Here is a 24,538-nt window from a genome sequence, read left to right as displayed (position 1 = left end):
GCGCCGGACGGCGCTGCTGCGGGCGCCGCCCCGTCGGCGGGCCCCCGGAGCTGCCGGCTGCCTACCATCGCGGCCGTGCCCACTGCCCGCCGGTGCGGGGCCTGCGCGCCGGTTCGCGCGCCGGACGGCGCTGCTGCGGGCGCCGCCCCGTCGGCGGGCCCCCGGAGCTGCCGGCTGCCTACCATCGCGGCCGTGCCCACTGCCCGCCGGTGGCCCGGTCCGGCGGCCCGGATGCCGGGCCTGGCGCCCGGCGCGCTGCGTGCGGCGAGTACCTGCCCGACGGCCTCCGGTAGACCGGCCGCCTTGAGTGTCGGCCGGTAGCCCGGCTCGGCCCAGGGGCGGCCGTGGTGCAGCCAGACGCTGCGCAGCCCGGTAAGCTCCGCGCCGGCGATGTCGGCGGGGGCGTGGTCCCCGACCATCCAGGTGTTCGAGGCCCAGTCGCCGGTGGGCGCGATGCCGCACCGCTGCGCGGCGATCTCGAAGATCAACGGGTCAGGCTTGACGCACTCCGCCTCCTCCGAGATGACCCAGCCGTCGACCATCGGTCCCAGCCCGGTCCGGCGGATCTTCTCCAACTGCGGCCGGGTGTTGCCGTTACTGACGATGCCGAGCGTCCACCCGGCCGCACGCGCCGCCCGCAGCGCGTCGATGTTGCGGGAGGGGCAGTGGATGTGGGAGTTGATGCCGCGTCGGAAGTGGGCGAGCAGGAAGTCGAGAGAATCGTCCAGGCCGTAGCGGCGCTGGATCGCGGACAGTACGGTGCTGCGCGGCACGTACCCCCCGCCGTCGATGGTGACCAGCCAGTCGAGGTCCTCCGGCGGAAGGCCTCGCTCGGTCAGGAAGTCCCGGGCCCAGGCTCGGAAGGCGGCGTCCCTGGGGAGCAGTGTGTTGTCGAGGTCGAACAGGAGCAGCGGCATGTCGTGCATGGTGCCAGCGGCTGTGGGTATGCACGTGGCAAATGCCAAGCAGCGTCGCGAACCCGTGCGAATTGGCTGGAACGGATAGCGGCAGGCGTGGCAGGGATGGGGCCGGGGTTGGAGTGCGGGGCGGCTGCTCGGGGTGGGGGAGACGATCCGGGGGAGGCGGGGGCAGCCACAGCGGTTCGGCGGCGGACCGGTCGGCGTGGGGCCCACCGGGAGCGGCCCGACGGTGGAACGCTGCGCGGCACGGCGCACGGGCTGTGGGCCGTGGCGGCCTCGTTGAGACGTCCTGCGACGCCGGTTGCCGGTGTCGGGCGGCGACGGATCGTTGTCGATCAATGACAGTCCGGTCACGGTGTCCCGGTGGCCTGTTGCATCGCTCCGTTCGCTCAGTCAAGCTCCAGAGACCCTCCTTTGCCGGAGGGGGCGCGACCGCGCGCTGGCAGGGGGCGCATCGCCGGCGGCGGGCGCATCCTCCATTCGCGGTAACAAAGCCGTTCCGAGGCTTTGCCGCTGGGCTGAGTCTCCTGCCCGTCGTACTCTGAAAGGAACAGGTCACAAACGGTGGTGCTCGGCGCAGACCGACGTCTTCCCGCGTGCAGGCCTGCTGCCTGGGCAGCGTTGTCCTCTCTTGTCGGCCCATCTTCCTCGAAGAGCCTTGAGCCATGGCTGGTTTTGAGTCCTCCCGACCGGTTGAACCGGATGCGGTCCGCAGCGCGGGCGCAGTGCCCGGGGGAGACAGTGGTTGTGCACAGACCGGAGTTGGCGCGGACCCTGATGTGGGCGCGGACGCCGTGGATATCCGGGGATTCTCCCGCCTGCTTCGCACTATCGCGCGCCGGGGCCGCTCCGGCTCCCGCCAGCAGCGAGGCGACCACCGGCCCGACCCGGCGGAGTCCGCGATGACGGGCCGCCTGGGGCCGGGTGCCGACCACCCGGGAGGCTCCGGCCTGCCGAGCGCCGCCGGCGAACCCGCGGTGCAGCAGAAGCCCGGCGGCTCGTGCGACCCCGCCTTCCAGCACGGCGTGGTGGTGGGATTCGACGGCTCGCTGTCGAGCGAGCGTGCCCTGGCCTATGCGGTAGGCATGGCTCGTCGCTCGAAGTGCGGGCTGGTGATCGTGCACGTGGCCAATCGCCTGCCGGCCACGGTGTGGGCGGGCTGCGAACCTCCCGTCTTCGTCGACCTTCCCGATCACCGGACCGAGGTGCTCGGTCTGGAGCTCGCCTGCGCGGACTTCCTCGCCGGGGTGCCCTGGATCCTGGTCGAGCGGGGCGGCGACATCTGCCATGAGATCGAGGAGGTCGGCCGCGAGTACGCCGCGGACGCGATCGTCGTCGGCAGCACGCACGGCCTGCTCGGCAAGATCTTCGGATCGGTCTCCGGTCGGCTGGCCCGTCGCGCCAACCGTCCGGTGATTGTGATTCCCTGACGGTTCATCTGCTATGAGGGGGCCTGTCGTCGTCGACGCGTCCGCCCGCTGTGCTTTCGTCCGGTGCCTCGGGTGCCTCCTCTCCGGTGGTCCGGATGTTCATGGATCTCTGACGACTGCCGTGAAGGACAGGGCGGTCTGCCCGGGGCCCCGCTGTCTCTCCTGTCTCTCGGCGGCGGGGCGGCGGGGGGGGGGGGGGGGCGGGGGCGGGGGCCCCCCCCCCCGGGGGGGGGCCGGCCCGGGGCCCCCCCCCCGGCCCCCCCCCAAACCCCCCCCGAGACCCCCCCCCCCCCCCCCCCCCCCCCCCCCCCCCCCCCCCCCCCCCCCCCCCCGCCGCCCCCCCCCCCCCCCCCCCCCCCCCCCCCCCCCCCCCCCCCCCCCGCCGAGGGCGCCGGCGGCGCCCCGGAGCTGGTGCGGGTGCCTCAGGAGGTGACGCCGAGCTCACGGGCGATGAGCATGCGCTGCACCTCCGAAGTGCCCTCCCCGATCTCCAGGATCTTGGAGTCACGCCAGAAGCGCGCGACCGGGAATTCGTTCATGAAGCCGTACCCGCCGTGGATCTGGGTCGCCTCACGGGCGTTGTCGACGGCGGCCTCGGACGAGTACAGCTTGGCGATCGCGGCCTCCTTCTTGAACGGTTCGCCGTGCAGCAGCCGGGATGCGGCGTCCCGCCAGGCCAGGCGGGAGGTGTGGGCGCGCATCTCCATGTCGGCGAGCTTGAACTGGATGGCCTGGTTGGCGCCGATAGGACGGCCGAAGGCCCGGCGCTGGCCGGCGTAGAGGACTGACTGGTCGACGCACCCCTGGGCCAGGCCGGTGGCCAGGGCTGCGATCGCGATGCGGCCCTCGTCGAGGATCCGCAGGAACTGGGCGTAGCCGCGGCCGCGCTCGCCCAGCAGGTTGGCCGCGGGAACGCGGCAGTCGGTAAAGGACAATTCGCGGGTGTCGGATGCGTTCCACCCGACCTTCGAGTACTTCTTGGACACCTGGAACCCCGGGGTTCCGGTGGGCACGATGATGGAAGAGATTTCCCGCCGTGGCGAGGGGAATTCGCCCTCTTCACTCGAACGAGCGATCGGTTCGGTGAGCGCGGTGACGGTGACCAGGCCGGTGATCTCGGTACCGGAGTTGGTGATGAAGCACTTGGTGCCGTTGATGACCCACTCGTCGGTGGCCTCGTCGTAGCGCGCCGTGGTGCGGGTCGCGCCGGCGTCGGAGCCGCCCTCGGGCTCGGTCAGGCCGAACGCCCCGAGCAGCTCGCCGGAGGTCAGCCGCGGCAGCCACTCGCGCTTCTGCTCCTCCGTCCCGAAGCGGTAGATCGGCATCGCGCCGAGCGAGACCGCGGCCTCCAGGGTGATCGCCACCGAGGAGTCGACCCGGGCGAGCTCCTCCAGGACCAGGCAGAGCGCGAAGTAGTCGCCGCCCATGCCCCCGTACTCCTCGGAGAACGGCAGGCCGAAGAGGCCCATCCGCCCCATCTCACGGACGATCTCGTAGGGGAACTCGCCCTGCTCGTAGAACTCGCCGATCTTCGGCGCGACCACGTCCTGGGCGAACTCGGCGACGGTGCGCCGCAGCTCCTCGTACTCGCTGTTCAGCCGGTGATCGAGCATGGTGATCCTCCTGGGGCCCGGCCGGGGTGGCCGCGGGCGTGATCGGGATGACCGCATGTCGGTCCGATGATGTGACGGACATGCGGGCTGTCGAGCGGGTCGGGTGGTACGGAGAAATCCGGCCGGACCGGGTCGCGGCCGACGCGGGTCCTCGGGGAGTCTCGAAGCGTGCGGGGCGGTCAGTCCCGGCCGTCGCCGAGCAGCGCCTGGACGGTGCGCGACGGGCTCGGCCGGCCGAGTTGCCGCGCCATCCAGCCACTGGTGGAGACGAGGGCGCGGAGGTCGACGCCGGTCCGGATGCCGAGGCCGTGCAGCATCCAGACCAGGTCCTCGGTGGCCAGGTTGCCGGTGGCGCTCTTGGCGTACGGGCAGCCGCCCAGGCCGCCGGCCGAGGCGTCGACCGTGGTCACGCCACCGCGCAGGGCGGCCAGGGTGTTGCTGAGCGCCTGGCCGTAGGTGTCGTGGAAGTGCACCGCGAGCCTGTCGACCGGGACTCCGGCCCGGCCGAAGCCGTCCAGCAGCGCGGTGACCTGGCCCGGGGTGGCGACGCCGATGGTGTCGCCGAGGCTCAGTTCGGTGCAGCCCATCTCCAGCAGCCGCACACCGAAGCGGATCACCTGCTCGGCCGGGACCGGGCCCTCCCACGGGTCGCCGAAGCACATCGAGAGGTAGCCGCGCACGCGCACGCCGGCGCCGGTGGCGCGTTCCACCACCGGGCGGAACATCGCCATCGCCTCGTCCGCCGAGCGGTTGAGGTTGCGGCGGGCGAAGGTCTCGGTGGCGCTGGCGAACACCGCGATGTCGGTGGCGTGGTGGGCGAGCGCGCGGTCCAGCCCGCGCTCGTTGGGCACCAGGACCGGCAGCCGCAGCCCGGGGTGGCGGGCGGGCAACCCGGCCAGCCGGGGTGCCAGTTCCTCGGCGTCGGCGAGCTGGGGCACCCACTTCGGGTGGACGAAGCTGGTGGCCTCCACCGTGCGCAGGCCCGCGCCGGCGAGCCGGGCGATGAACTCGGCCTTGACCTCCACGGGGACGAGGGCGCTCTCGTTCTGCAGGCCGTCGCGCGGCCCGACCTCGTGGATCCGGACCTCCTCGGGCAGGCCCGCGTCGCGGACCTCGGCGGGCAGGCCCAGGTCGAGCGCGTCGGGCTCGGGCGCGGCGGCGGTCATGACCGCACCTCGGCGGCGACCGCACCGAGCGCCGGGCCGTCCGCGGGCGATCCGGCGGAGGCCGGTCCGCCCTTCCCCGGTTCCTCCCCGCCCGGTCCGTCCTCGGCCGGGGTGACCACGACCAGCAGCTCCTCCATCGCCACCGTGGCTCCCGCGGTGGCCCGCAGCTCGCTCACGGTGCCGTCGTGCGGGGCGGCGATCACGTGTTCCATCTTCATGGCCTCCAGGACAAGCAGCGGTTGGCCCTTGCGGACCAGCTCGCCGGCCGTGGTCTTCACGACGGTGACCGTGCCGGGCATCGGGGCGGTGAGGGCGCCGTGGTGGGCCGCGCCGGCGGTGGTGCTCTCGCCGACCGGGTCGTAGCCGTGCACCGGCCAGGCGTCGCCGTCGATCCCGAGCCAGGTCACCGGGCCGGTGGCCGTGCCGGGGGCGCCGTCGGCGGCCAGGGCGAACGTCGTCTGGAGCCCGTCGGCGGTGAGGTGCAGCCGGTCGCCCGACCGGACGGCCCGGGCCCGGTGGACCGGTCCGGAGCCGAGCCGGATGTCCACCTCACGGGTGACGCCCGGGGGAATGTCAGTGACCTCGGCTACGTTGCCGACAGTGATCGGACGGATGCTCACCGACACCGGGTCCTGGCCGGGGGTACGGAGTCGATGGGTGGTCCAGGCCGCTTGGCCGCCGATGCGCCAGCCGGAGGGAAGGGAGAAGGGGTCGGTCCAGCCGTCGCCGTCGGCGGTGGGAGTGAGGCTCAGGTGCCGCGCGAGCGCGGCCGCGTAGTAGAGGAGGTGGGCGGGCGTCGGAGCCTCGGTGGGCCGGAGGTCGGTGCCCCCGGCGGCTTCGTCGGAGTGGCAGGGGTCTGCGTCGGCGGTGCCGGTGTCGGCGGTCGGAGCGGTGGAGGCCGCGTTGGCAGGAGCGTAGGGCGAGGCGAGCAGTGCGGGCTGCTGCTGCGCCGTCTGCTCCACCAGCCCGGTGTCGAGGCGGCCGGCGACGACATCGGGGTGGGCGAGCAGTCGCCGCAGGAAGCCCGTGTTGGTGGTCACGCCCAGGATCCGGGTGTCGGCCAGCGCGGCGCGGAGCCGGCGAAGCGCGGTCGGGCGGTCGGGCCCGTACGCGATGACCTTGGCGAGCATGGGGTCGTAGGAGCTGGTGATCTCGGTGCCCGGGGCGACACCCGAGTCCACCCTGATGCCTTCGCCCTGCGGCTCGTCGAGGACGAGGATGCGTCCACCGGTGGGGAGGAAGTCCCGCTCCGGGTCCTCCGCACAGATCCGGGCCTCGATGGCGTGGCCCAGGAAGGAGATGTCCGGCTGGGTGAAGGTGAGGCGCTCGCCCGAGGCGATCCGCAGCTGCCACTCGACCAGGTCCAGTCGCCGCTGCTGGGTGCCGCCCGTCCCGGCGGAGCCGTCGGTGGTGCCGCCGACGGCCACGGCGAGTTCGGTGACGGGGTGTTCGACCTGGAGGCGGGTGTTCATCTCCATGAAGAAGAAGTCCCGTACCCCCTCGGTGGGGACGGGGGAGTCCGGGTCGAGGCCGGGGACGATGAACTCCACGGTGCCGGCCCCGGTGTAGCCGCAGGACTCCGCGGCGCGGACGGCGGCTGCGCCCATCGCGGCGCGGGTCTCGGCATTGAGCAGAACGGAGGGTGCTTCTTCGATCAACTTCTGGTGGCGGCGCTGCAGGCTGCACTCGCGCTCGCCGAGGTGGACGGTGGTGCCGTGGGCGTCGGCGAGCACCTGGACCTCGATGTGGCGCGGCCGGTCGACCCACCGCTCCAGCAGCAGGGTGTCGTCGCCGAAGGCGGTGCGGGCGACCCGCCGGGCGGCGGCGATCTCGGTCGGCAGCTCGGCCCGGTCCCGCACCAGGCGCATGCCCTTGCCGCCGCCCCCGGCGGACGGCTTGAGCAGCACGGGGAAGCCGATCTCGTCGGCGGCCGCGACGAGTTCCCCGTCGGTGGGCGCGGTGGCCTCGCTGCCCGGGACCACCGGTACGCCGGCGGCCCGTACGGCCTCCTTGGCGTTGATCTTGTCACCCATCAGCTCGACCGCAGCGGGAGGAGGACCGATGAAGACCAGGTCCGCGTCGGCGCAGGCGCGCGCGAAGGAGGAGTTCTCGGCGAGGAAGCCGTAGCCGGGGTGAACGGCCTGGGCACCGGTGCGGCGGGCCGCGGCGAGGATCTGGTCGGTCCGCAGGTACGTCTCGGTGGCCGAGCTGTCACTGCGGTCGGCCGGTCCGAGCCGTACCGCGACATCGGCCTCGCGGACGTGCGGTGCGTCGGCGTCCGCGTCGCTGAAGACGGCGACGGAGCGCACGCCGAGCCGCCGCAGGGTGCGGATCACCCGGACGGCGATCTCGCCACGGTTGGCGACCAGAACTGTGTCGAACATGGGAGGCGATCCTCCGGGTCGAGGGGAGCCGTGCGAAGGAGGTGGTGGGAGGCGGCAGCAGCAGCGACGCGTCGTGCGCGGCCGGGCGGGCCGCCGTCGGGCCGCCGTCGGGCCGGGCCCGGCCCGGGTCGGCACGCCCGGTGCGGCACGCGGGCCGACGAGCGGGCCGACGAACAGGCCGACGAGCGGGTCGAGCGGTCCGGCGGCTCGAGTCTGGCGGGTGTGCCGGGCCCGGGAGGGCCGCTCGTCCGGAGGAGGCTCCGTGGTGACGCGCGGCCCTGCCCGGGCGGCCGTCACATCCGGAAGACGCCGTACGGGCCGGGCGGCGGGAGCGGGGCATTGGCGCAGGCGGTGAGGGCGAGTCCGAGGACGGTGCGGGTGTCCATCGGGTCGATCACTCCGTCGTCCCAGAGCCGTGCGGTGGCGTAGTAGGCGTTCCCCTGGCGGTCGTACTGCTCCCGGACGGGGCGCTTGAACTCCTCCTCCGCCTCGGTGGGCCAGGACTCGCCGTGGGCTTCGAGCTGGTCTCGCCGGACGGTGGCCAGCACCGAGGCGGCCTGCTCGCCGCCCATCACGGAGATCTTCGCGCCCGGCCACATCCACAGGAAGCGGGGCGAGTAGGCCCGGCCGCACATCGAGTAGTTGCCGGCCCCGTACGAGCCGCCGATCACCACCGTCAGCTTCGGGACGCGGGTGGAGGCGACGGCGTTCACCATCTTGGCGCCGTGCTTGGCGATGCCGCCCGCCTCGTACTGCCGCCCGACCATGAAACCGGTGATGTTCTGGAGGAAGAGGAGGGGGATGCCCCGCTGGTCGCACAACTCGATGAAGTGGGCACCCTTGAGGGCGGACTCCGCGAAGAGCACACCGTTGTTGGCGACGATGCCGACGGGGTGGCCGTGGATCCGGGCGAACCCCGTCACCAGGGTCGCGCCGTACTCGGCCTTGAACTCGGCGAACCGGCTGCCGTCGACCAGCCGCGCGATCACCTCGCGGACGTCGTACGGCGTCCGGGGGTCGACCGGGACGGCTCCGTACAGACCCGCCGGGTCGACGGTGGGCGGCTCGGCCGGGGCCAGCGGCCACGGCCTGGCCGCACGCGGGCCCAGCCCGGCGACGATGGTGCGCACGATGGAGAGGGCGTGGGCGTCGTCCTCGGCCAGGTGGTCCGTCACGCCGGAGGTGCGGGAGTGGAGGTCGCCGCCGCCGAGCTCCTCGGCGGTCACCACCTCGCCGGTGGCAGCCTTCACCAGCGGCGGTCCGCCGAGGAAGATGGTGCCCTGGTTGCGGACGATGACGGCCTGATCGCTCATCGCCGGCACGTACGCGCCGCCCGCCGTGCAGGAGCCGAGCACGGCGGCGATCTGCGGGATCCCGGCGGCGGAGAGGCGGGCCTGGTTGTAGAAGATCCGGCCGAAGTGGTCGCGGTCCGGGAAGACTTCGTCCTGCATCGGCAGGAAGGCGCCGCCGGAGTCCACCAGGTAGACGCAGGGGAGCCGGTTCTCCAGCGCGACCTCCTGGGCGCGCAGGTGCTTCTTCACCGTCATCGGGTAGTAGGTGCCGCCCTTGACGGTGGCGTCGTTGGCGACGACGACCACCTCGCGCCCGGCGACCCGGCCGATGCCCGCGATCACGCCGGCCGCCGGAGCGGCTCCGTCGTACATCCCGTCGGCCGCCAGCGGCGCCAGTTCGAGGAACGGCGAGGCCGGGTCGAGCAGCGTGTCCACCCGGTCGCGGGGGAGCAGTTTGCCGCGGGCGGTGTGGCGCGCCCGGGCCTTGGCCCCGCCGCCGAGTGCGGCCGCGGCGAGCTTCTCGCGCAGCTCGCCGACCAGCGCACGATGGGCCTCGGTGTTGGCCCGGTAGGCCTCCGAGCCCGGGTCGGCGGCGGTGCCGAGCCGGGGGGCGGGCGCGGCGGCGCCCGGTGGAACGGCTCCGGCGGCCGCGCCGTTCGTCGCGCCGCCCGCCGTGGTTCCGGCCGCTGCGCCGCCGTGAACGCCGGTGGGTGCACCGGCGGTGGAGATGACCATTCCAAGAGCTCCCTTGCTCTCGGCACCAGGTGGGCAGCAGAGCCCGGGTGCGCCTGCGACCCCCACGTTAATGAGCGTTAACTCGTGCCGCCCAGGTTAACGGGCGATAACCCGACTGTCTACGATGGGCAGCATGCCGAACGTCCCAGGCGCCTCCGCGCTCCCACGCCGTGACCAGATCCGCAGGGAGGCCGCGCGGCTGTTCGCCGCCCGGGGCTTCCTGGGCGTGGGTGTCGACGAGATCGGCAAAGCCGTCGGCATCAGCGGGCCGGGGCTCTACCGGCACTTCGCCGGCAAGGACGCGATGCTCGCCGATCTCCTGATCGGCATCAGTGAGCGCCTCCTGGAGGAGGGCCGCCGCCGGGCGGGTGGCGGCGACGGCGGCGCCGAAGCGCTGGACGCCCTGATCAGGGGGCATGTCGACTTCGCGCTGGACGACCGCGACCTGATCACCCTGCACGACCGCGAGCTGCTGAACCTTAAGGACGAGGACCGCCGGACGGTCCGCCGGCTCCAGCGCGGCTACGTCGAACTGTGGGTGGACGTGGTCCGCCGGGCCCATCCGTCGCTGGCCGTGCCCGATGCCGAGCCGGTGGCGCGGGCCGCGGTGCACGCCGTCTTCGGGCTGATCAACTCGACTCCGCACAGCCTCGGCCCGAGTCCCGCCCAGGAGGACCGCGGCGCGCAGGAGGACCGCGTCGCCCTCCAGCGCGACAGCATGGCCGCCCTGCTGCACAGCCTGGCGCACGGCGCCTTCTCGGCAGCCGCCGGCACGGCCGCGCGCAGCTGAAGCGAGCGGCGCGGGCGGCCGGGCCGGCCGGGGGCGGCCGGGAGGGCCGCCCGGTCGTGCGCCGTCGCACCGAACGGTCCGACGGCGAGCGGTCGACGGCAAGCGCTCGACGGGGCCGGGGCCGGGTCCGGCTGACCACCCGCCGGACGACCGGGGTCGGGCGTCCGGCCTAGGCCCAAAGGACAGCGCCGGGCTGCGTCGGTGGCCGGTGGGCGTTCGGCGCGATCTCGTTCACCCTGGAGGGTGACGGCCGAGGCGCGCGCCCCGGCCGGGAATCACCGCAGGCCGCAGGCTGTTGGTTCCTCAGCCGGGCCGGTTCACCCGGCCTGCCCTGGCCTGAAAGTCCATGGCGGCCACCGGACGAAATGGTTAGCATCCCTAAATATGCCTGAGACTCATGGATCTACGGTGGAGCTTTCCCCGAGCGGCACCCGGACCGGCCCGCGAGGCACGAAGGGGCGGCGGGGCGGAACCGGTCTGCCCGGCGGCAAGCACGGCGGGCAGGCCGCGGGCGGTGCCCGGCCGGACGGCGCCGGGCCCCCGGCCGACGGCGGCGGGAGCCCGGGCGAGGGTTCGGCCGACGGCGGGACCGGTACGGGCTGGCTGCGCCGGCTGATCGGCTACTGCTGGCGCTCGCGGCGCAGCGTGCTGCTCGCCTTCGGCGCCTCGATCGTCGGGATGGCCGTCACGGCGCTGGTGCCGCTGGTCACCAAGTTGATCATCGACGACGTCATCACCGCGCACACCCGCTCGCTGGCGCCGTGGGCCGTGGTGCTGCTGGCGGCGGCCGCCCTGGTGTTCGCCTGCACCCAGGTCCGCCGCTACTACGGGGGCCAGCTCGCCCTCGACGTCCAGCACGACCTGCGCAGCGACCTCTTCCGTTCGCTCGGCCGGCTCGACGGCCACCGGCAGGACCGCCTCGACACCGGCCAGGTGGTCGGCCGGGCCACCTCCGACCTCCAGCTGATCAACGGCCTGCTCTCGATGCTGCCGATGATGACCGGCTACCTGCTGATGTTCGTCATGTCGCTGGCCGTGATGCTCTGGCTGTCGCCGCCGCTCACCCTGATCGCGCTGGTCATGGGCCCGGCGCTGTGGTGGGTCTCGGTCCTGAGCCGCAAGCGGCTGTTCCCCGCCACCTGGGCGGCCCAGCAGGAGGCGGCCGCCGTCGCGGGTGTGGTCGACGAGTCGGTCGGCGGCGTCCGGGTGGTCAAGGGCTTCGGCCAGGAGTCCCAGGAGCTGGACAAGCTGGCGGCGGCCTCGCACAACCTGTTCGCGGCCCGGCTCCGGTCGATCCGGCTCAACAGCCGCTACAACCCGGCGATGCAGGCGATCCCGGCGCTCGCCCAGGTCGCGGTGCTGGCCTTCGGCGGCTGGCTGGCGGTCGAGGGCCAGGTCACCCTCGGCACCTTCGTCGCCTTCTCCACCTACGTCGCGCAGATGACCGGTCCGGTCCGGATGCTGACCATGGTCATCACCGTCGGCCAGCAGGCCCGGGCCGGTGTGGAGCGGGTGCTGCAGCTGATCGACGAGCGGCCGCTGGTGCAGGAGCGCCCGGACGCCGTCACCCTCGACTTCACCCGCGCCGACGGCCTCCACCCGGCCCACGACGGCGCCGGACCGACGCCGGCCGCCGCCGACGACCGCTTCGGGCGGCCCGTCGGCCCCCGGACCGCCGAGGTGGCGCTGGAGTTCGACCAGGTCGAGTTCCGCTACGACCCCGAGCACCCCGCCCCCGTCCTGCACGGGCTCACCCTGAAGCTCGCCCCCGGCGAGACGCTGGCCCTGGTCGGCGCGTCCGGCTCGGGCAAGTCGACGGTGGCGCAGCTGGTTCCCCGGTTCTACGACCCGGCGGGCGGCGCGGTCCGGCTCTACGGCCACGACCTGCGCGACCTCACCCTCGACTCGGTGCGGTCGGCCGTCGGCATCGTTCCCGAGGAGAGCTTCCTGTTCTCCGAGACGGTCCGCACCAACATCGCGTACGGGCGGCCGGACGCCACCAACGAGCAGGTCGTGGCGGCCGCCCGGGCCGCGCAGGCGGACGAGTTCGTCCGGGAGCTGCCCGACGGGTACGCGACCAAGGTCGGTGAGCAGGGCCTGACCCTCTCCGGCGGCCAGCGCCAGCGCATAGCCCTGGCCCGGGCGATCCTCACCGACCCGCGGATCCTGCTGCTCGACGACGCCACCTCGGCGGTCGACCCGCAGATCGAGGCGGAGATCCACGACGCCCTGCGGTCGGTGATGGCCGGCCGCACCACACTGCTGATCGCGCACCGCCGGTCAACCCTCCAGCTGGCCGACCGGATCGCGGTCCTGGACCACGGTCGCCTGCTGGACATCGGTACGCACGAGGAACTCGACGCCCGATGTCCCCAGTACCGCGTCCTGATCTCCGACCCCGAGGCCGGCCGGACCAAGCCCCCGACCGCCACTGCCACCGCCACCACCACCGGGGCCGTCACCGCCGAGACCGCCACCGCCACCGCCACCGGGGCCGTCACCGCCGAGACCGACACCGAGACCGACACCGAGACCGACACCGAGGCCGAGACCGAGTCCGAGCCCCGGACGGGCGCCCCCGCACAGCCGCCCGCCGTCGCCCCGCCGACGCCCGCCCTGGCGACGCCCGCGCTGGCCAAGGCGGCCCGCACCGCGGACCCCGCCCTCCTCGACAAGGTCGCTGCCCTCCCGCCGGCCACCGACACCCCGGCGGTCGCCCGGGCCGAGGCCGAGGCCGGCGACCCGGACTTCAGCCTCCGCCGCCTGCTGCGCCCGTTCCGCCGCCCGCTCGCCCTCGCGCTGCTCCTGGTCACCCTGGACGCGGGCGCCGGGCTGGTGCTGCCGATCCTGATCCGGCACGGCATCGACGACGGCGTGAGCAAGGGCCTGATGTCGGGCGTCGCCGCCGCCTCGCTGGTGGCGCTGGTGATCGTGCTGTTGGACTGGCTGGTGCAGAGCGCCGAGAGCCGGGTCAGCGGCCGCACCGGCGAGCGGGTGCTCTACACCCTCCGGCTCAAGATCTTCGCGCACCTCAACCGGCTCGGCCTGGACTACTACGAGCGCGAGCTGTCCGGCCGGATCATGACCCGGATGACCACCGACCTGGACTCGCTGACCTCCTTCCTGCAGACCGGGGTGGTCACGGCGGTGGTCAGCCTGCTGACCTTCCTCGGCATCTTCGCCGCCCTGCTGATCATCGACGCGGGCCTGGCCCTGGTGGTCTTCGCCGTGCTGCCGCTGCTGGTGGTGGCGACGCTGGTGTTCCGCAAGAAGTCCAAGACGCAGTACGAGATCTCCCGCGACCTGATCAGCACGGTCAACGCCGACCTCCAGGAGAACGTCGCGGGCATGCGGATCGTCCAGGCCTTCCGTCGGCTGGACGCCAACACCGACCGCTTCGTCGCCCGGGGGATGGCCTACCGCGAGGCCCGGGTTCGGGCGCAGCTCTACATCTCGCTGTACTTCCCGTTCGTGCAGTTCCTCTCCAGCGTCGCCGCCGCACTGGTACTGATCGTGGGGGCCTCGCGGGTCGACGCCGGGACGCTGACGGTCGGCGCCCTGGTGGCGTACCTGCTCTACATCGACCTCTTCTTCGCACCGGTCAACCAGCTCTCGCAGGTGTTCGACGGCTACCAGCAGGCCGCCGTCGGCCTGGGCCGCACGCGTGAGCTGCTGCGGACCCCGACCACCACCGCCGAGGCCGCCGATCCGGTGCCGGTGACGGCGGCGCTGCGCGGCGAGATCGAGTTCGTGGGTGTCGGCTTCGCCTACAACGGCGGCGCCGACGGGGCCCGGGAGGTGCTCACCGGAGTGGATCTCCGGATACCCGCCGGCCAGACGGTGGCGCTGGTCGGTGAGACGGGCGCCGGCAAGTCGACCCTGGTCAAGCTGGTCGCCCGGTTCTACGACGCGACCTCCGGCACCGTCCGGGTGGACGGCGTCGACCTGACCAGGTACGACCTCGCGCAGTACCGCCACCGGCTCGGCGTCGTGCCGCAGGAGGCGTACCTGTTCGCGGGCACGGTGCGCGAGGCGATCGCGTACGGCCGGCCCTCGGCCACGGCGGCCGAGGTGGAGGCGGCGGCCCGGGCGGTCGGTGCGCACGACATGATCCGCCACCTGTCCGACGGGTACGACCACGAGGTCACCGGCCGTGGGCGGAACCTCTCGGCGGGGCAGCGCCAGCTGATCGCGCTGGCCCGGGCCGAACTGGTCGACCCGGACATCCTGCTCCTGGACGAGGCCACCGCCGCGCTCGACCTGGCCACCGAGGCGGCGGTCAACCACGCGGCGGACCGGCTCAGCGGCGGCCGCACCACGCTGGTCATCGCCCACCGCCTCACCACCGCGGAACGCGCCGACCGGGTCGTCGTCCTGGACCACGGCAGGGTGGTCGAGGACGGCACGCACACCGAACTGCTCGCGCGGGGAGGCGTGTACACGCGGCTCTGGCAGGCGTTCATCGCCGACAAGCACCACCCGGTGCCCGACGAGGCGGCGGGCCAGGTCCTCGGCCGCTGAGCCTTCCGGTCCCGCAGTCCGCCGCCCGGCCCTCGCGCCGAACCGGCGTCAGGCCGCGATCAGCGAGGTGAGCAGCGCGGAGGCGTCGATCCCGCGCGGCAGGTCGCTGACCTGACCGTCACCCACCTCCACCACCCGCCAGCCGGAGCCGTCGGCCCGGCTGGCGAGGTCGGTGGTGACGAAGCGGCAGCCGAGGGCACGAACCAGCGGCCGGACGTCGGTGAGGTCCGGTTCGGCCGACTGGCCGGGCGTGTCCGGATGGGGCCCGACCAGCACGGGTTCGCCGTCCAGCCACCAGACCCGGGCCTCCACCGCCCGCTCGTCCCCGCCCCGGCGGGCCCCGGAGGCACCGTCGCTCGCGCCTTCCCCCGGTTCGTCCGGTCCGTCCCCGTTCCCGCCGTCCCCGTTCCCGCCGCTCCCGTTCCGCCCGCTCCCGTTCCGCCCGCTCCCGGCGCCCCCGGCCCGTCGGAACTCCTCGTACCGGCGCAGCACCACGCCGCCGGTGAGGTACTCGCCCTGCAACTCGACAAAGCGCGCCACCACCCGCCCGACGGCGGCCAGGTCGGCCATGTCGGGGACGTAGCAGGCCTCGTGCCACTCGTGCTTCCGGGACTTCACGTAGTCCTTGACGATCGCCGGACCGCGCCCGCCGAGCCGCTCGACGGCGGCGGCGAGTTCCGCCGGCTCCGGCCGGGCCGCCGTCCGCACCGGAATCCAGACGCTCGGCGGCGTCGCCCCCTCGAACACGCCGTACCAGCCGGGCAGTTCGTGCGCCGAGGCATATCCGGCCGCGCTGGTCAGCAGATGGGCGCCGCGCCCGGCCAGCGCCCGGGCGAAGGCCGCGTAGTCGGCCGACGGAACCATCCAACCCCGGTACCAGAGCGGGCCGCAGTCCCGCGGTACCTGACGGACCGCCTCCTCCGCGTTCCCCGCGAGCAGTGCGTCGTGGTCGACGAGGTACAGCTCACCACCCAGGCCCCGCAGGACACGGGCCTCCCAGGCGAAGTGCGGGTCGGGCCGGTGCGGGTTGAGCGGGTCGGCCGGGAAGAGGAGCGCGGGTGCGGGCATGGGCGTCAGGCTACGTCCACCGGCCGTTTCCGGCGGCGCCAACACCCCTTCTCCGCCGGGGCGATGCCGTTCCCGCGGCCCACGGTCCGCTCGACGCCGCACCGCCCACAGTCCGCTCGACGCCGCCCGCCCATCGACCCGCCCGCGATCCGTTCGACGCAGCCGGGCCCGAACTGGGAAGGTGACCCGATGCGAAACCTGTGGCAACGCGCGAAGCGAACCCCGAGGCAGGCCGCCCGGACGGTGGTACTCGACGAGAACGGGTCGGTCTTTCTCCTCCGCTCGGACAACAGCGAGGTCGGCGTCCACTGGACCATGCCCGGCGGCGGCATCGAGAAGGACGAGACGCCGTGGACCGGCGCCCGTCGTGAGCTCTGGGAGGAGACCGGCTGGACCGATCTCGAACCCGGTCCGTTGCTCTGCACCTGGGAACACGACTTCACCTGGCACGGCATACCCGTCCGCCAGCACGAGCACATCTACCTGACCAGCGGGCCGCACCGGGAGCCGGTGGGCGACCTCAGCGCGATGCACGCCGCCGACCGGATCCTCGACTGGCGCTGGTGGACGGCCGACGACCTCACCGACGGAGACGCCGACGCGGTCTGGCCCCCTCGGCTCGCGGAGCTGCTGGCCGAGGCCCGGGAGGGCTGGCTGGCCGACCGCCGCGAGCCGGTGCCCGTCGAGTTCGGCTACGTCCCGAACGCGCCGAGGGTCTGACGCGCCCGACGCCTCGGCGTCATGGACGAGGCGGCGCCCCTGGTGGCCGGCCCGGCGGCTCCCGACGGCCCGTCCCCCGCAGCTACGAGGGCTGCTTCTGCCCGCCGGGTCGGCCCGCCCGCCCGGCCGGGCCGACCTGCCAGCCGTGCAGGTCGAGCTCCCGGTCGTGCAGCGCGCCGGGGTTGATCAGCACCGAGAGCTGCGCGGAAGCCAGCTGGTCGAGGGCGAGGCCGGTGGCGGACAGCAGTTGGTCGGTCGACACCGAGACGGCGATGGCGGGTCGCCAGCCCGGCAGGATCACCAGACTGGTGCCGCGGCCGATGCGCACGGGCTCGGCCGCCACCCGGACCGGCCGCCGTTCTTCGGGGCGGCCGACGGCCTCGGGGAGTTGGGCGGTGCCGCCGATCAGGATGCCCAGCGGCGTCTCGGCGCTCCCGCCGGGAGCGCCCCCGCCGGTGGCGTTGCCGTCGTTACCGTCCGCCTCCTCACCGGCGCCGGCCACCGGCCCCGCCGCCCCGACGAGCGGGTCGGGGGTCGTCGGCGGCAGGAGGAGCGCAGGAGCGGCGGCCCCGGCGCCGGAAGCCTCCAGCGGCCGGTCCGGTCCGGGGGCCTCCGGGTGCATCCGGCGTAGCCGCCGGGAGGGGGAGGGCCGCTTGGACAGGACGGTCCGCAGCTCCGCCTGAGCGGCTCGGAGCACGGGGACGCTGCGTTCCTCCGTCGGCTCCGGCGCCCGGAGCCGTACGAACGCCTCCGGGCCGGTGGTGGACGCGGTCCGGGGCTCGTCCGTCGTTCCCGCTTCGGTGCCTCCGAGGGCTTCGGCGAGCAGCGCGCGGACCTCGGCGACCGGCCGACGACAGGCGGCGGCCAGCTCGGCGAGCGAGCGGCCCTGGCCGTGGGCGGTGCGCAGCCGGTCGGCCAGCCCCGCACGAAGCCGGGCGGCCGCCTGTCCGTTCGCGTCGACGGCACGCTCGGCGCCACCCGGGCCATCGCCGCCGACACCGCGTCTACCGGCGCCTTCACCAGGGCCTTCAGCAGCGCCGGTGCCGGAGTCCCGGACGTCCTCCCCGTCGGTCCCACCGCCCCGGGGCCGCGGCACGGACCCGTCGGAGGAGGCCCCGCCGGTACCGCGGTCGCCGGCCGGGGCCGCCATCGTGCAGCGCGAGTCCACGGCTGCGGTGCTCGCCCCGGTTCCCGGTATGTCCTCGGTGGCAGGCGCCCGGTGGGACCCGTGGGATGCGCAGGACACGATTCCGTCGGACGCACCGCCCCCGGACGCACCGCCCCCGGGCACGCCGACCGCGAGCGCGCCGACGGAGGACGCGCCGGCGGTGGGTGGGCCGGACGGGGGCAGGTCGGCGGCGTTCTGATGGAGCGTGGTCATCGGCAGGTGCCCTTCGGGGTACGGTCCCGATGATCCTCCCGCACCCCGGGACCAGCTCCAAGCGCCTTACCGGCGGGTGTGTGCGAGGACACCGCCCTGGTCAGCTCCGCTCCCGCTGTGCCGCCCGCCGTGCGGCCCGGGCTCAGGTGCCCGGTGCGACGAACCCCTTGAGGTCGGCCAGCACGGCATTGGCCGCCAGGACGCCGAGCCCGAGGAACCAGGTCTCGTCCGAAACCGGCCGCGCCTGGCCGGACTTGGTCGCCGTGAGGGTCTTCCAGAGCGCGCCGCCGAGTACCGCGTCCTGGTTGGTGGAGCTGGGGCTGCCGTACACGCCGTAGAAGATCCAGTCGGCGTCGGCCTTGTCGATCTGCTCGGGGCTGATCTCGACCGCGAGTTCCTTGACCTGCTCGATCTTGGGCTGCGGCAGCGGCACGTCGGTGAGGATGGTGCCGATGAAGGAGAGCTCCGCGTAGAGCCGGGTCTTGCCGGGCATGAAGCGCAGCGGCGTGATGGTGGGCCGCTTGCCGCCCAGCCCGGCGCCGATCGCGGTGGCCGCGGCCTGGTACGCGTCGAGCTGGGCCTGGGCCTGCGCCTCCAGGCCGAACGGCGCGGCGTTGAGCTTGAAGTTCTGCTTCCAGGGGTAGCCCGGGCGCAGCGAGAAGACGGTCGGCGCGATCTTGGAGAGCTGCGCGTACTGGTCCTGCGCGCGCAGCTGGCTGCCGAGGATCAGGTCGGGCTTGAGCGCGGCGATGGCCTCCAGGTTGAGGCTGTTGATGGTGCCGACGGCGGCCGGGCTGCCGACCGCGTCCTTGAGGTAGGCCGGCATGCTCTTGGAACCGTCGGTGTAGACGACGCCGACCGGCTGGATGCCCAGGGCGACGACGTTGTCGAGCTCGCCGGTGTCCAGCACCACGACCCGGACCGGCTTGGCCGGGATGACGGTCTCGCCCATGGCGTGCTTGACGGTGCGCGGGTAGACGCCGGGGGCGGCGTCGGTGCCGAAGTCCTTCATCTTCTCGATCACGGCGGCGTAGTCGTCGCCGCCCTGCTTGACCGACTTCTGGTTCGGCGAGGAGCCGGACGAGGCCTGCGACGACCCGCTCGCGGCTCCGCCGGAGCTGCCACAGGCGGTGAGCAGCCCGCCGAGGCCGAGGACGGCACCACCGGTGAGCCCGGCGGCGAGGAACCGCCGGCGGGACGGGGTGCGGCTGACGAGGGTCCGGTCGGCGGGGTGGGGGGCCACGCGACGCTCCTTCTCGATCGATCGATGTTAGGTGAGGCAAACCTATCCGACGGTTCGGACCGGATCGATCGAGGGTTCGGAATGCGGGGAGAAATCGTCTCAACCCATGACATAAGGGATAAATCAAATCCCCCTCACTCCTTGGAAACCAAGGTACATGAGTCCAACTGCCATGAATCCACCGCTCCGTCTCCATTTACGACGAAGGAATCGAAGCGAGTGGCTCAGATCACCAAGGGTTGGCCTACACAACCTTCGACGCCTCCACCTAGGGTGCGCAGGTGTTTGATCAGCAGCTCTCAGAGCACGGAAGCAGCGGACGGGCAACGGCGCCCGCCGCTCCGCAGGGCGCCCCGGACAGTGGCGCCAGTGGTGGAGTCCCCGACCGGGGGGCGGCGGGGGCAGCGGGGGACAAGGGCCTACGGGGGAACTCGGTAGGCCTGTTGGGCAGCGTGGTCCTGGGCCTCTCCACGGTCGCCCCGGTCTACTGCCTGACCGCGACGCTGGGCCCGACGGTCACGGCCGTCGGCGTGCAGATGCCCGCGGTGTTCCTGGCCGGCTTCCTGCCGATGCTGCTCGTCGCGTTCGCCTACAAGGAGCTGAACAAGGACTTCCCGGACTGCGGAACGTCCTTCAGCTGGACGGTCCGGGCCTTCGGCCCCCGGGTCGGCTGGATGGCGGGCTGGGGCCTGACGGTCGCGACCATCATCGTGCTCTCCAACCTGGCCGGGGTGGCGACCGACTTCCTCTACCTGATGCTCGGTGAGATGACCGGCAGCGGCGGGATCGCCGAACTGAACGACAACAAGGCCGTTCACCTGCTCACCGTGGTCGTGCTGATCGCCGCCGCCACCGCGATGAGCTACCGGGGGATGACGGCCACCAAGTGGTTCCAGTACAGCCTGGTCGGCCTCCAGCTGGCCGTCCTGGTGCTCTTCTCGGTCATCGCCATCGGCAAGGCCGCCGCCGGCGACCTGCCGCACTCGATCGGCTTCTCCGCCTCCTGGCTCGACCCGCTCCAGGTGAGCTCGTTCAGCGCGTTCACCGCCGGGCTGTCACTCTCGATCTTCATGTACTGGGGCTGGGACACCTGCCTCACCATGAACGAGGAGACCCTCGGCAGCGCCAAGACCCCGGGCCGGGCCGCGATGATCTCCATGGTCACCCTGGTGGGCTCGTACCTGCTGGTCGCGATCGCCGCCCAGATGTTCGCCGGCGTCGGCGCCACCGGTACCGGCCTCGGCAACCCGGATACCGCCGACAACGTCTTCTCCGCGCTGGCCCGGCCGGTGCTCGGCTCGCCGTGGAGCATCCTGCTCTTCCTGGCCGTCGTCGCCAGCGCCGCCGCCAGCCTGCAGACCACCTTCATCCCGGTGGCCCGCACCCTGCTCGCGATGAGCTCCTACCGGGCCGTGCCGCCGCGCTTCGGCACCGTGCACCCGCGCTTCCGCACCCCCGGCTACGCGACGGTCGCCGCCGGCGCCGCCACCGCGGTGTTCTACGTCGGAATGAGCCTGATCAGCGAGAACGTCGTCCAGGACACCATCCTGGCGCTCGGGCTGATGATCTGCTTCTACTACGCCCTGACCGCCTTCGCCTGCGTCTGGCACTTCCGCGCCTCGCTGCGCACCAGCCCGCGGAACCTCGTGCTGCGCGGCCTCGCACCCCTGCTCGGCGGGGTGCTGCTCGCGGGCGTCTTCCTGCAGACCCTCACCGACGCCTGGGACCCGGCGTACGGCAGCGGCGCCGTCCTCGGCATCGGCTCGGTGTTCGTCATCGGCGTCGGCATCCTGCTGCTCGGGGCGGTGCTGATGACCTGCTACGCCGCGTTCCGGCCCGAGTTCTTCCGCGGCGAGACCCTGCACGCGGGAACGCCCGCGCTGGTCGTGGAGGACTGACGCTATCCTCGAACGCATGAAGCGCTTCGCAGGTCTCGACTGGTGGCCGTCCTAGGACGGCCACCAGTCACGCCTGACCAGGGCCGTCCGGATGGACGGCCCTGTCGCGTTCTCCGACGGGACGGGCCCGGAACCCCGGACGGCCACCACCACCGCCGTTCCGAGGAGAGATCCGATGACCACCACCGTCCCCGCCACCACCTCCACCCATCCCGCCGTCGACCATCCGACCGTCGACCGGCCCGGCGCCGACCGGCCCGGCGCCGATCTGGACGAGCTGATCCGCCGGGACCCTGGCGCCCACCGTGTCCTGACAGGCGACCGCCCCACCGGCCCGCTCCACCTCGGCCACTACTTCGGCACCCTGCAGAACCGGGTCCGCCTCCAGCGCCTCGGCACCGAGATGTTCGTCGTGGTCGCCGACTACCAGGTCATCACCGACCGGGACGTCGCCGACCGCCTCGCCGAGCACACCGAGAACCTCGTCCTCGACTACCTGGCCGCCGGGCTCGACCCGGACCGCGCCACGATCTTCGCCCACAGCGCCGTCCCCGCCCTCAACCAGCTCCTGCTCCCCTTCCTCAGCCTGGTCAGCGTGGCGGAACTGGGCCGCAACCCCACCGTCAAGGACGAGATCGCCCACTCCGGCCAGTCCGTGGTGAACGGGCTGATGTTCACCTACCCCGTCCACCAGGCCGCCGACATCCTCTTCTGCAAGGCGAACGTCGTCCCGGTCGGCCAGGACCAGTTGCCCCACCTCGAAGTGGCCCGCACCGTCGCCCGCCGCTTCAACGAGCGCTACCCGCACCCGGACGGCACCGGTGTCTTCCCCCGCCCGGACGCCCTGCTGTCCGCCGCCCCCATGCTGCTCGGCACCGACGGCGCAAAGATGAGCAAGAGCCGCGGCAACGCCGTCGCGCTCTCCGCCACCGCCGACGCCACCGCCCGGCTGATCCGCGGCGCCAGGACCGACACCGACCGCCGGATCACCTATGACCCGGCCGCCCGGCCCGAGGTCTCCAGCCTGGTCCTGCTCGCGGCGCTCTGCCAGGACCGCGCACCGGAACTGGTCGCCGAGGAGATCGGTGACGGCGGCGCCGCCGCGCTGAAGCGCACGGTGACCGAGGCCGTCAACGAACGCTTCGGCCCGATGCGCGCCCGCCGCGAGGAACTCGCCGCCGACCGCGGATACGTCCGACAGGTCCTGCGGGACGGTGCCGAACGGGCCAACGCCGTCGCCGACGCCACCCTCGCCGAGGTCAGGGCGGTGATGGGATCGGTCTGAACCGAACGGGGCATACCACCTCCGGGCGGCTCCGGCCGGTCTGAGCGCGCGTCACCCCTCCCCACAGCGCCACCCGCACCCCTGGAAGGATCCCGGCCATGGACCAGTACCCGACCACGCCCGGCCGCGGGCTGACCCGCCCGCCGCAGCTCCGTCCGGGGGACCACGTCGTCGTGGTCGCCCCCAGCAGCCCGATCGACCCCGAGCGGCTCACCGCCGGGTGCGCGATCCTGCGCTCCTGGGGGCTGCGGGTCACGGTCGCCCCGCACGTCCTCGACACCCACCCCACCCTCGGCCACCTGGCCGGCACCGACGCGGACCGGGCGGCGGACCTCCAGTCCGCCTGGCTCGACCCCACCGTCGACGCCGTCATCTGCGCCCGCGGCGGCTACGGCGTCCACCGCATGGTCGACCTGCTCGACTGGGACGCGATGCGCGCCGCCTCGCCCAAGGTCCTGGTCGGCTTCAGCGACGTCTCCTCCCTGCACGAGGCCTTCGCCCAGCGCCTCGGCGTGGCCACGCTGTACGGGCCGATGAGCTCCGGCGCCTCCTTCATCTCCGACGGACCGACGGCCGAGCACCTGCGGCGCACCCTCTTCGACCCCTCGGCCACGACGGTCCTCACCTCGGCCACCGCCTCGGCCCTCGTCCCCGGCCGGGCCCGCGGCATCACCGCCGGGGGCTGCGTACACGTCCTCACCGCCGAGCGCGGCACGCCTGCGGGCCGGCCGTCCTACGCCGGCAGCATCCTGATCCTGGAGGACGTCAACGAGCATCCGTACCAGCTCGACCGCCTCTTCACCCAGCTGCTGCGCTCCGGCGCCTTCGAGGGGGTCGCGGGGATCGCCCTCGGCTCCTGGGAGGGCTGCGGCCGCCCCGAGCGGGTCCGGGAGCTCATGCTCGACCGGCTCGGGCCGCTGGGCGTCCCCGTCCTGTGGGAGCTGGGCTTCGGCCACTGCCCCTCCACCCTCACCGTCCCGCTGGGCCTGCCCGCCCTGCTCGACGCCGACGCCGGGACCCTCACCCTGGAGACACCCGCACTCGCCGCCCGCTGAGGCCGGCCGCGCCGGGATCAGTAGGGTGCGGCCATGAACGAGGACACCCTCATCACCCTCGCGCTCGGCCTCCTCCGGGGGCCGGGCAGCAATGCCCGCGCCATCCTCGGACTTGCCGGCCCGCCCGGCGCCGGCAAGTCCACCCTGGCCCGGTACCTGGTCGCCGAGGTCGAGCGCCGGGAGGGACCCGGGAGCGCCGCCTACCTCCCGCTCGACGGCTTCCACCTCTCCGCCGCCCAGCTGGACCGGCTCGGCCTGGCCCACCGCAAGGGCGCGCCGGCCACCTTCGACGCGCACGGCTACGTCGCACTGCTGCGCCGGGTCGCGGCGGACCGGTTCCAGCCCATCTACGTCCCCGACTTCGACCGCCGCCTCGACGAACCCGTTGCCGCCCGCCATGTCGTGCTGCCGCAGGCCCGCCTCGTCGTCACCGAGGGCAACTACCTCGCCGCCGCCGAACACCCCTGGCCGGACGCCCGCCGACTCATGCGCGAGCTCTGGTACGTCGACGCCGACGACAGCCTCCGCGAGGAGCGCCTGGTCGAGCGCCACCGGGCCGGTGGCCGCGACGAGGCCACGGCCCGGCAGTGGGTCACCGGCAACGACCACCCGAACGGCGAGTACGTGAAGGCCGGCCGCTCGCTCTGCACGCGGACGGTGCCCGGCACCGGGTTGCCTCAGGCTCCGGACGGGCGTAGTGTTCTCTAGTCGCTCGGCTGGGAGCACCGGACACGTGTCTACGCGGACGGTCCCGGAGCGGCCAATCCCTTGAAACATCACTTCCCGGTTCGGGCTGGGTTGTGCTTTGTCATTTTGACGACAGGCACGGCTCATGCCTTATTCGGTGTGCCTGTTTATATGGATTGCGGCCGGATTCGCCTTTCGGGGCGGGGATCGGCTAGAGTTTGAAACGTCGGACAGGGCGTCAAGCCCGGGAAGACGCCAGCGAGTTGGATGAACGAAGCGCCGGAAACGGAGCGGAAAACATCTGGTAAGCTGGAAACACGAAAGAACGAAGCGCCCGGAGGGCCCGCTGG

The 24,538-nt window shown here is 73.3% G+C and carries 15 protein-coding genes and 1 pseudogene; 8 read left to right on the top strand and 8 right to left on the bottom strand.

All coding sequences use genetic code 11. The features are described from left to right. Window positions 1–917: HAD family hydrolase (locus ACIF6L_RS37395; RefSeq protein ID WP_396491782.1), on the bottom strand; the 917-nt coding region annotated here is incomplete at its 3' end. A 998-nt stretch (window positions 918–1,915) separates the two neighbouring features. Between ACIF6L_RS37395 and ACIF6L_RS37390 the strand changes: the two are divergent. Next, window positions 1,916–2,350 (top strand): annotated as a pseudogene (locus ACIF6L_RS37390) (universal stress protein); the annotation flags it as partial. 422 nt (window positions 2,351–2,772) lie between these two features. On the opposite strand, the gene ACIF6L_RS37385 reads toward ACIF6L_RS37390, so the two are convergent. The 4 genes from ACIF6L_RS37385 to ACIF6L_RS37370 all read right to left on the bottom strand — a co-directional run bounded on the left by ACIF6L_RS37385 (window position 2,773) and on the right by ACIF6L_RS37370 (window position 9,540). Beyond that, the gene (locus tag ACIF6L_RS37385) at window positions 2,773–3,963 is read right to left on the bottom strand and encodes an acyl-CoA dehydrogenase family protein (RefSeq protein WP_329487752.1); all 1,191 of its coding nucleotides are present in this window, start codon (window positions 3,961–3,963) and stop codon (window positions 2,773–2,775) included. A 179-nt stretch (window positions 3,964–4,142) separates the two neighbouring features. Then, entirely contained in the window at window positions 4,143–5,129 is a 987-nt protein-coding gene (locus ACIF6L_RS37380; protein ID WP_329487751.1) for a hydroxymethylglutaryl-CoA lyase, read from the bottom strand. After that, entirely contained in the window at window positions 5,126–7,513 is a 2,388-nt protein-coding gene (locus ACIF6L_RS37375) for a biotin carboxylase N-terminal domain-containing protein (protein ID WP_396491783.1), read from the bottom strand. Before ACIF6L_RS37375 ends, ACIF6L_RS37380 begins: the two co-directional genes overlap by 4 nt. 293 nt (window positions 7,514–7,806) lie before the next feature. Beyond that, window positions 7,807–9,540, bottom strand: coding sequence for a carboxyl transferase domain-containing protein (locus ACIF6L_RS37370; RefSeq protein WP_396491784.1), 1,734 nt, complete (start codon window positions 9,538–9,540; stop codon window positions 7,807–7,809). 133 nt (window positions 9,541–9,673) lie between these two features. Between ACIF6L_RS37370 and ACIF6L_RS37365 the strand changes: the two genes are divergently transcribed. Next, the gene (locus ACIF6L_RS37365; protein WP_352294963.1) at window positions 9,674–10,330 is read left to right on the top strand and encodes a TetR/AcrR family transcriptional regulator; all 657 of its coding nucleotides are present in this window, start codon (window positions 9,674–9,676) and stop codon (window positions 10,328–10,330) included. Between the two features lie 603 nt (window positions 10,331–10,933). Next, entirely contained in the window at window positions 10,934–14,851 is a 3,918-nt protein-coding gene (locus ACIF6L_RS37360; protein WP_396491791.1) for an ABC transporter ATP-binding protein, read from the top strand. A gap of 48 nt (window positions 14,852–14,899) precedes the next feature. On the opposite strand, the gene ACIF6L_RS37355 is transcribed toward ACIF6L_RS37360, so the two are convergent. After that, window positions 14,900–15,919 carry an ATP-grasp domain-containing protein gene (locus ACIF6L_RS37355; RefSeq protein ID WP_396491785.1) on the bottom strand — a complete coding sequence of 340 codons (1,020 nt, stop codon included), beginning with the start codon at window positions 15,917–15,919 and terminating at the stop codon, window positions 14,900–14,902. 189 nt (window positions 15,920–16,108) lie between these two features. Between ACIF6L_RS37355 and ACIF6L_RS37350 the strand changes: the two genes are divergently transcribed. Beyond that, window positions 16,109–16,639, top strand: coding sequence for an NUDIX hydrolase (locus ACIF6L_RS37350; RefSeq protein WP_396491786.1), 531 nt, complete (start codon window positions 16,109–16,111; stop codon window positions 16,637–16,639). A gap of 82 nt (window positions 16,640–16,721) precedes the next feature. Here ACIF6L_RS37350 and ACIF6L_RS37345 read toward each other — a convergent pair whose 3' ends face one another. Continuing rightward, window positions 16,722–17,807: a hypothetical protein gene (locus tag ACIF6L_RS37345; protein WP_396491787.1), complete on the bottom strand. Its 1,086-nt coding sequence runs from the start codon at window positions 17,805–17,807 to the stop codon at window positions 16,722–16,724. A 355-nt stretch (window positions 17,808–18,162) separates the two neighbouring features. Further along, entirely contained in the window at window positions 18,163–19,263 is a 1,101-nt protein-coding gene (locus tag ACIF6L_RS37340) for an ABC transporter substrate-binding protein (RefSeq protein WP_396491788.1), read from the bottom strand. Between the two features lie 440 nt (window positions 19,264–19,703). On the opposite strand from ACIF6L_RS37340, the gene ACIF6L_RS37335 reads away from it, so the two are divergent. From ACIF6L_RS37335 to ACIF6L_RS37320, 4 genes are all read left to right on the top strand, one after another. Further along, the gene (locus tag ACIF6L_RS37335) at window positions 19,704–21,161 is read left to right on the top strand and encodes an APC family permease (protein WP_396491792.1); all 1,458 of its coding nucleotides are present in this window, start codon (window positions 19,704–19,706) and stop codon (window positions 21,159–21,161) included. A 175-nt stretch (window positions 21,162–21,336) separates the two neighbouring features. Next, window positions 21,337–22,446, top strand: coding sequence for a tryptophan--tRNA ligase (gene trpS / locus ACIF6L_RS37330; protein WP_359839925.1), 1,110 nt, complete (start codon window positions 21,337–21,339; stop codon window positions 22,444–22,446). Between the two features lie 98 nt (window positions 22,447–22,544). Beyond that, window positions 22,545–23,501, top strand: a complete 957-nt coding sequence (locus ACIF6L_RS37325; protein ID WP_396491789.1) for an LD-carboxypeptidase — start codon at window positions 22,545–22,547, stop codon at window positions 23,499–23,501. Between the two features lie 33 nt (window positions 23,502–23,534). Further along, on the top strand, window positions 23,535–24,209 hold the full coding sequence (locus ACIF6L_RS37320; RefSeq protein WP_359805070.1) for a nucleoside/nucleotide kinase family protein: 675 nt from the start codon (window positions 23,535–23,537) through the stop codon (window positions 24,207–24,209). The last annotated feature ends 329 nt before the right edge of the window (window positions 24,210–24,538 follow it).

The sequence above is a fragment of the Kitasatospora sp. NPDC086009 genome, from assembly GCF_044540385.1.
Taxonomy (GTDB): domain Bacteria; phylum Actinomycetota; class Actinomycetes; order Streptomycetales; family Streptomycetaceae; genus Kitasatospora.
This window is presented reverse-complemented; position numbering and strand designations above follow the sequence as displayed.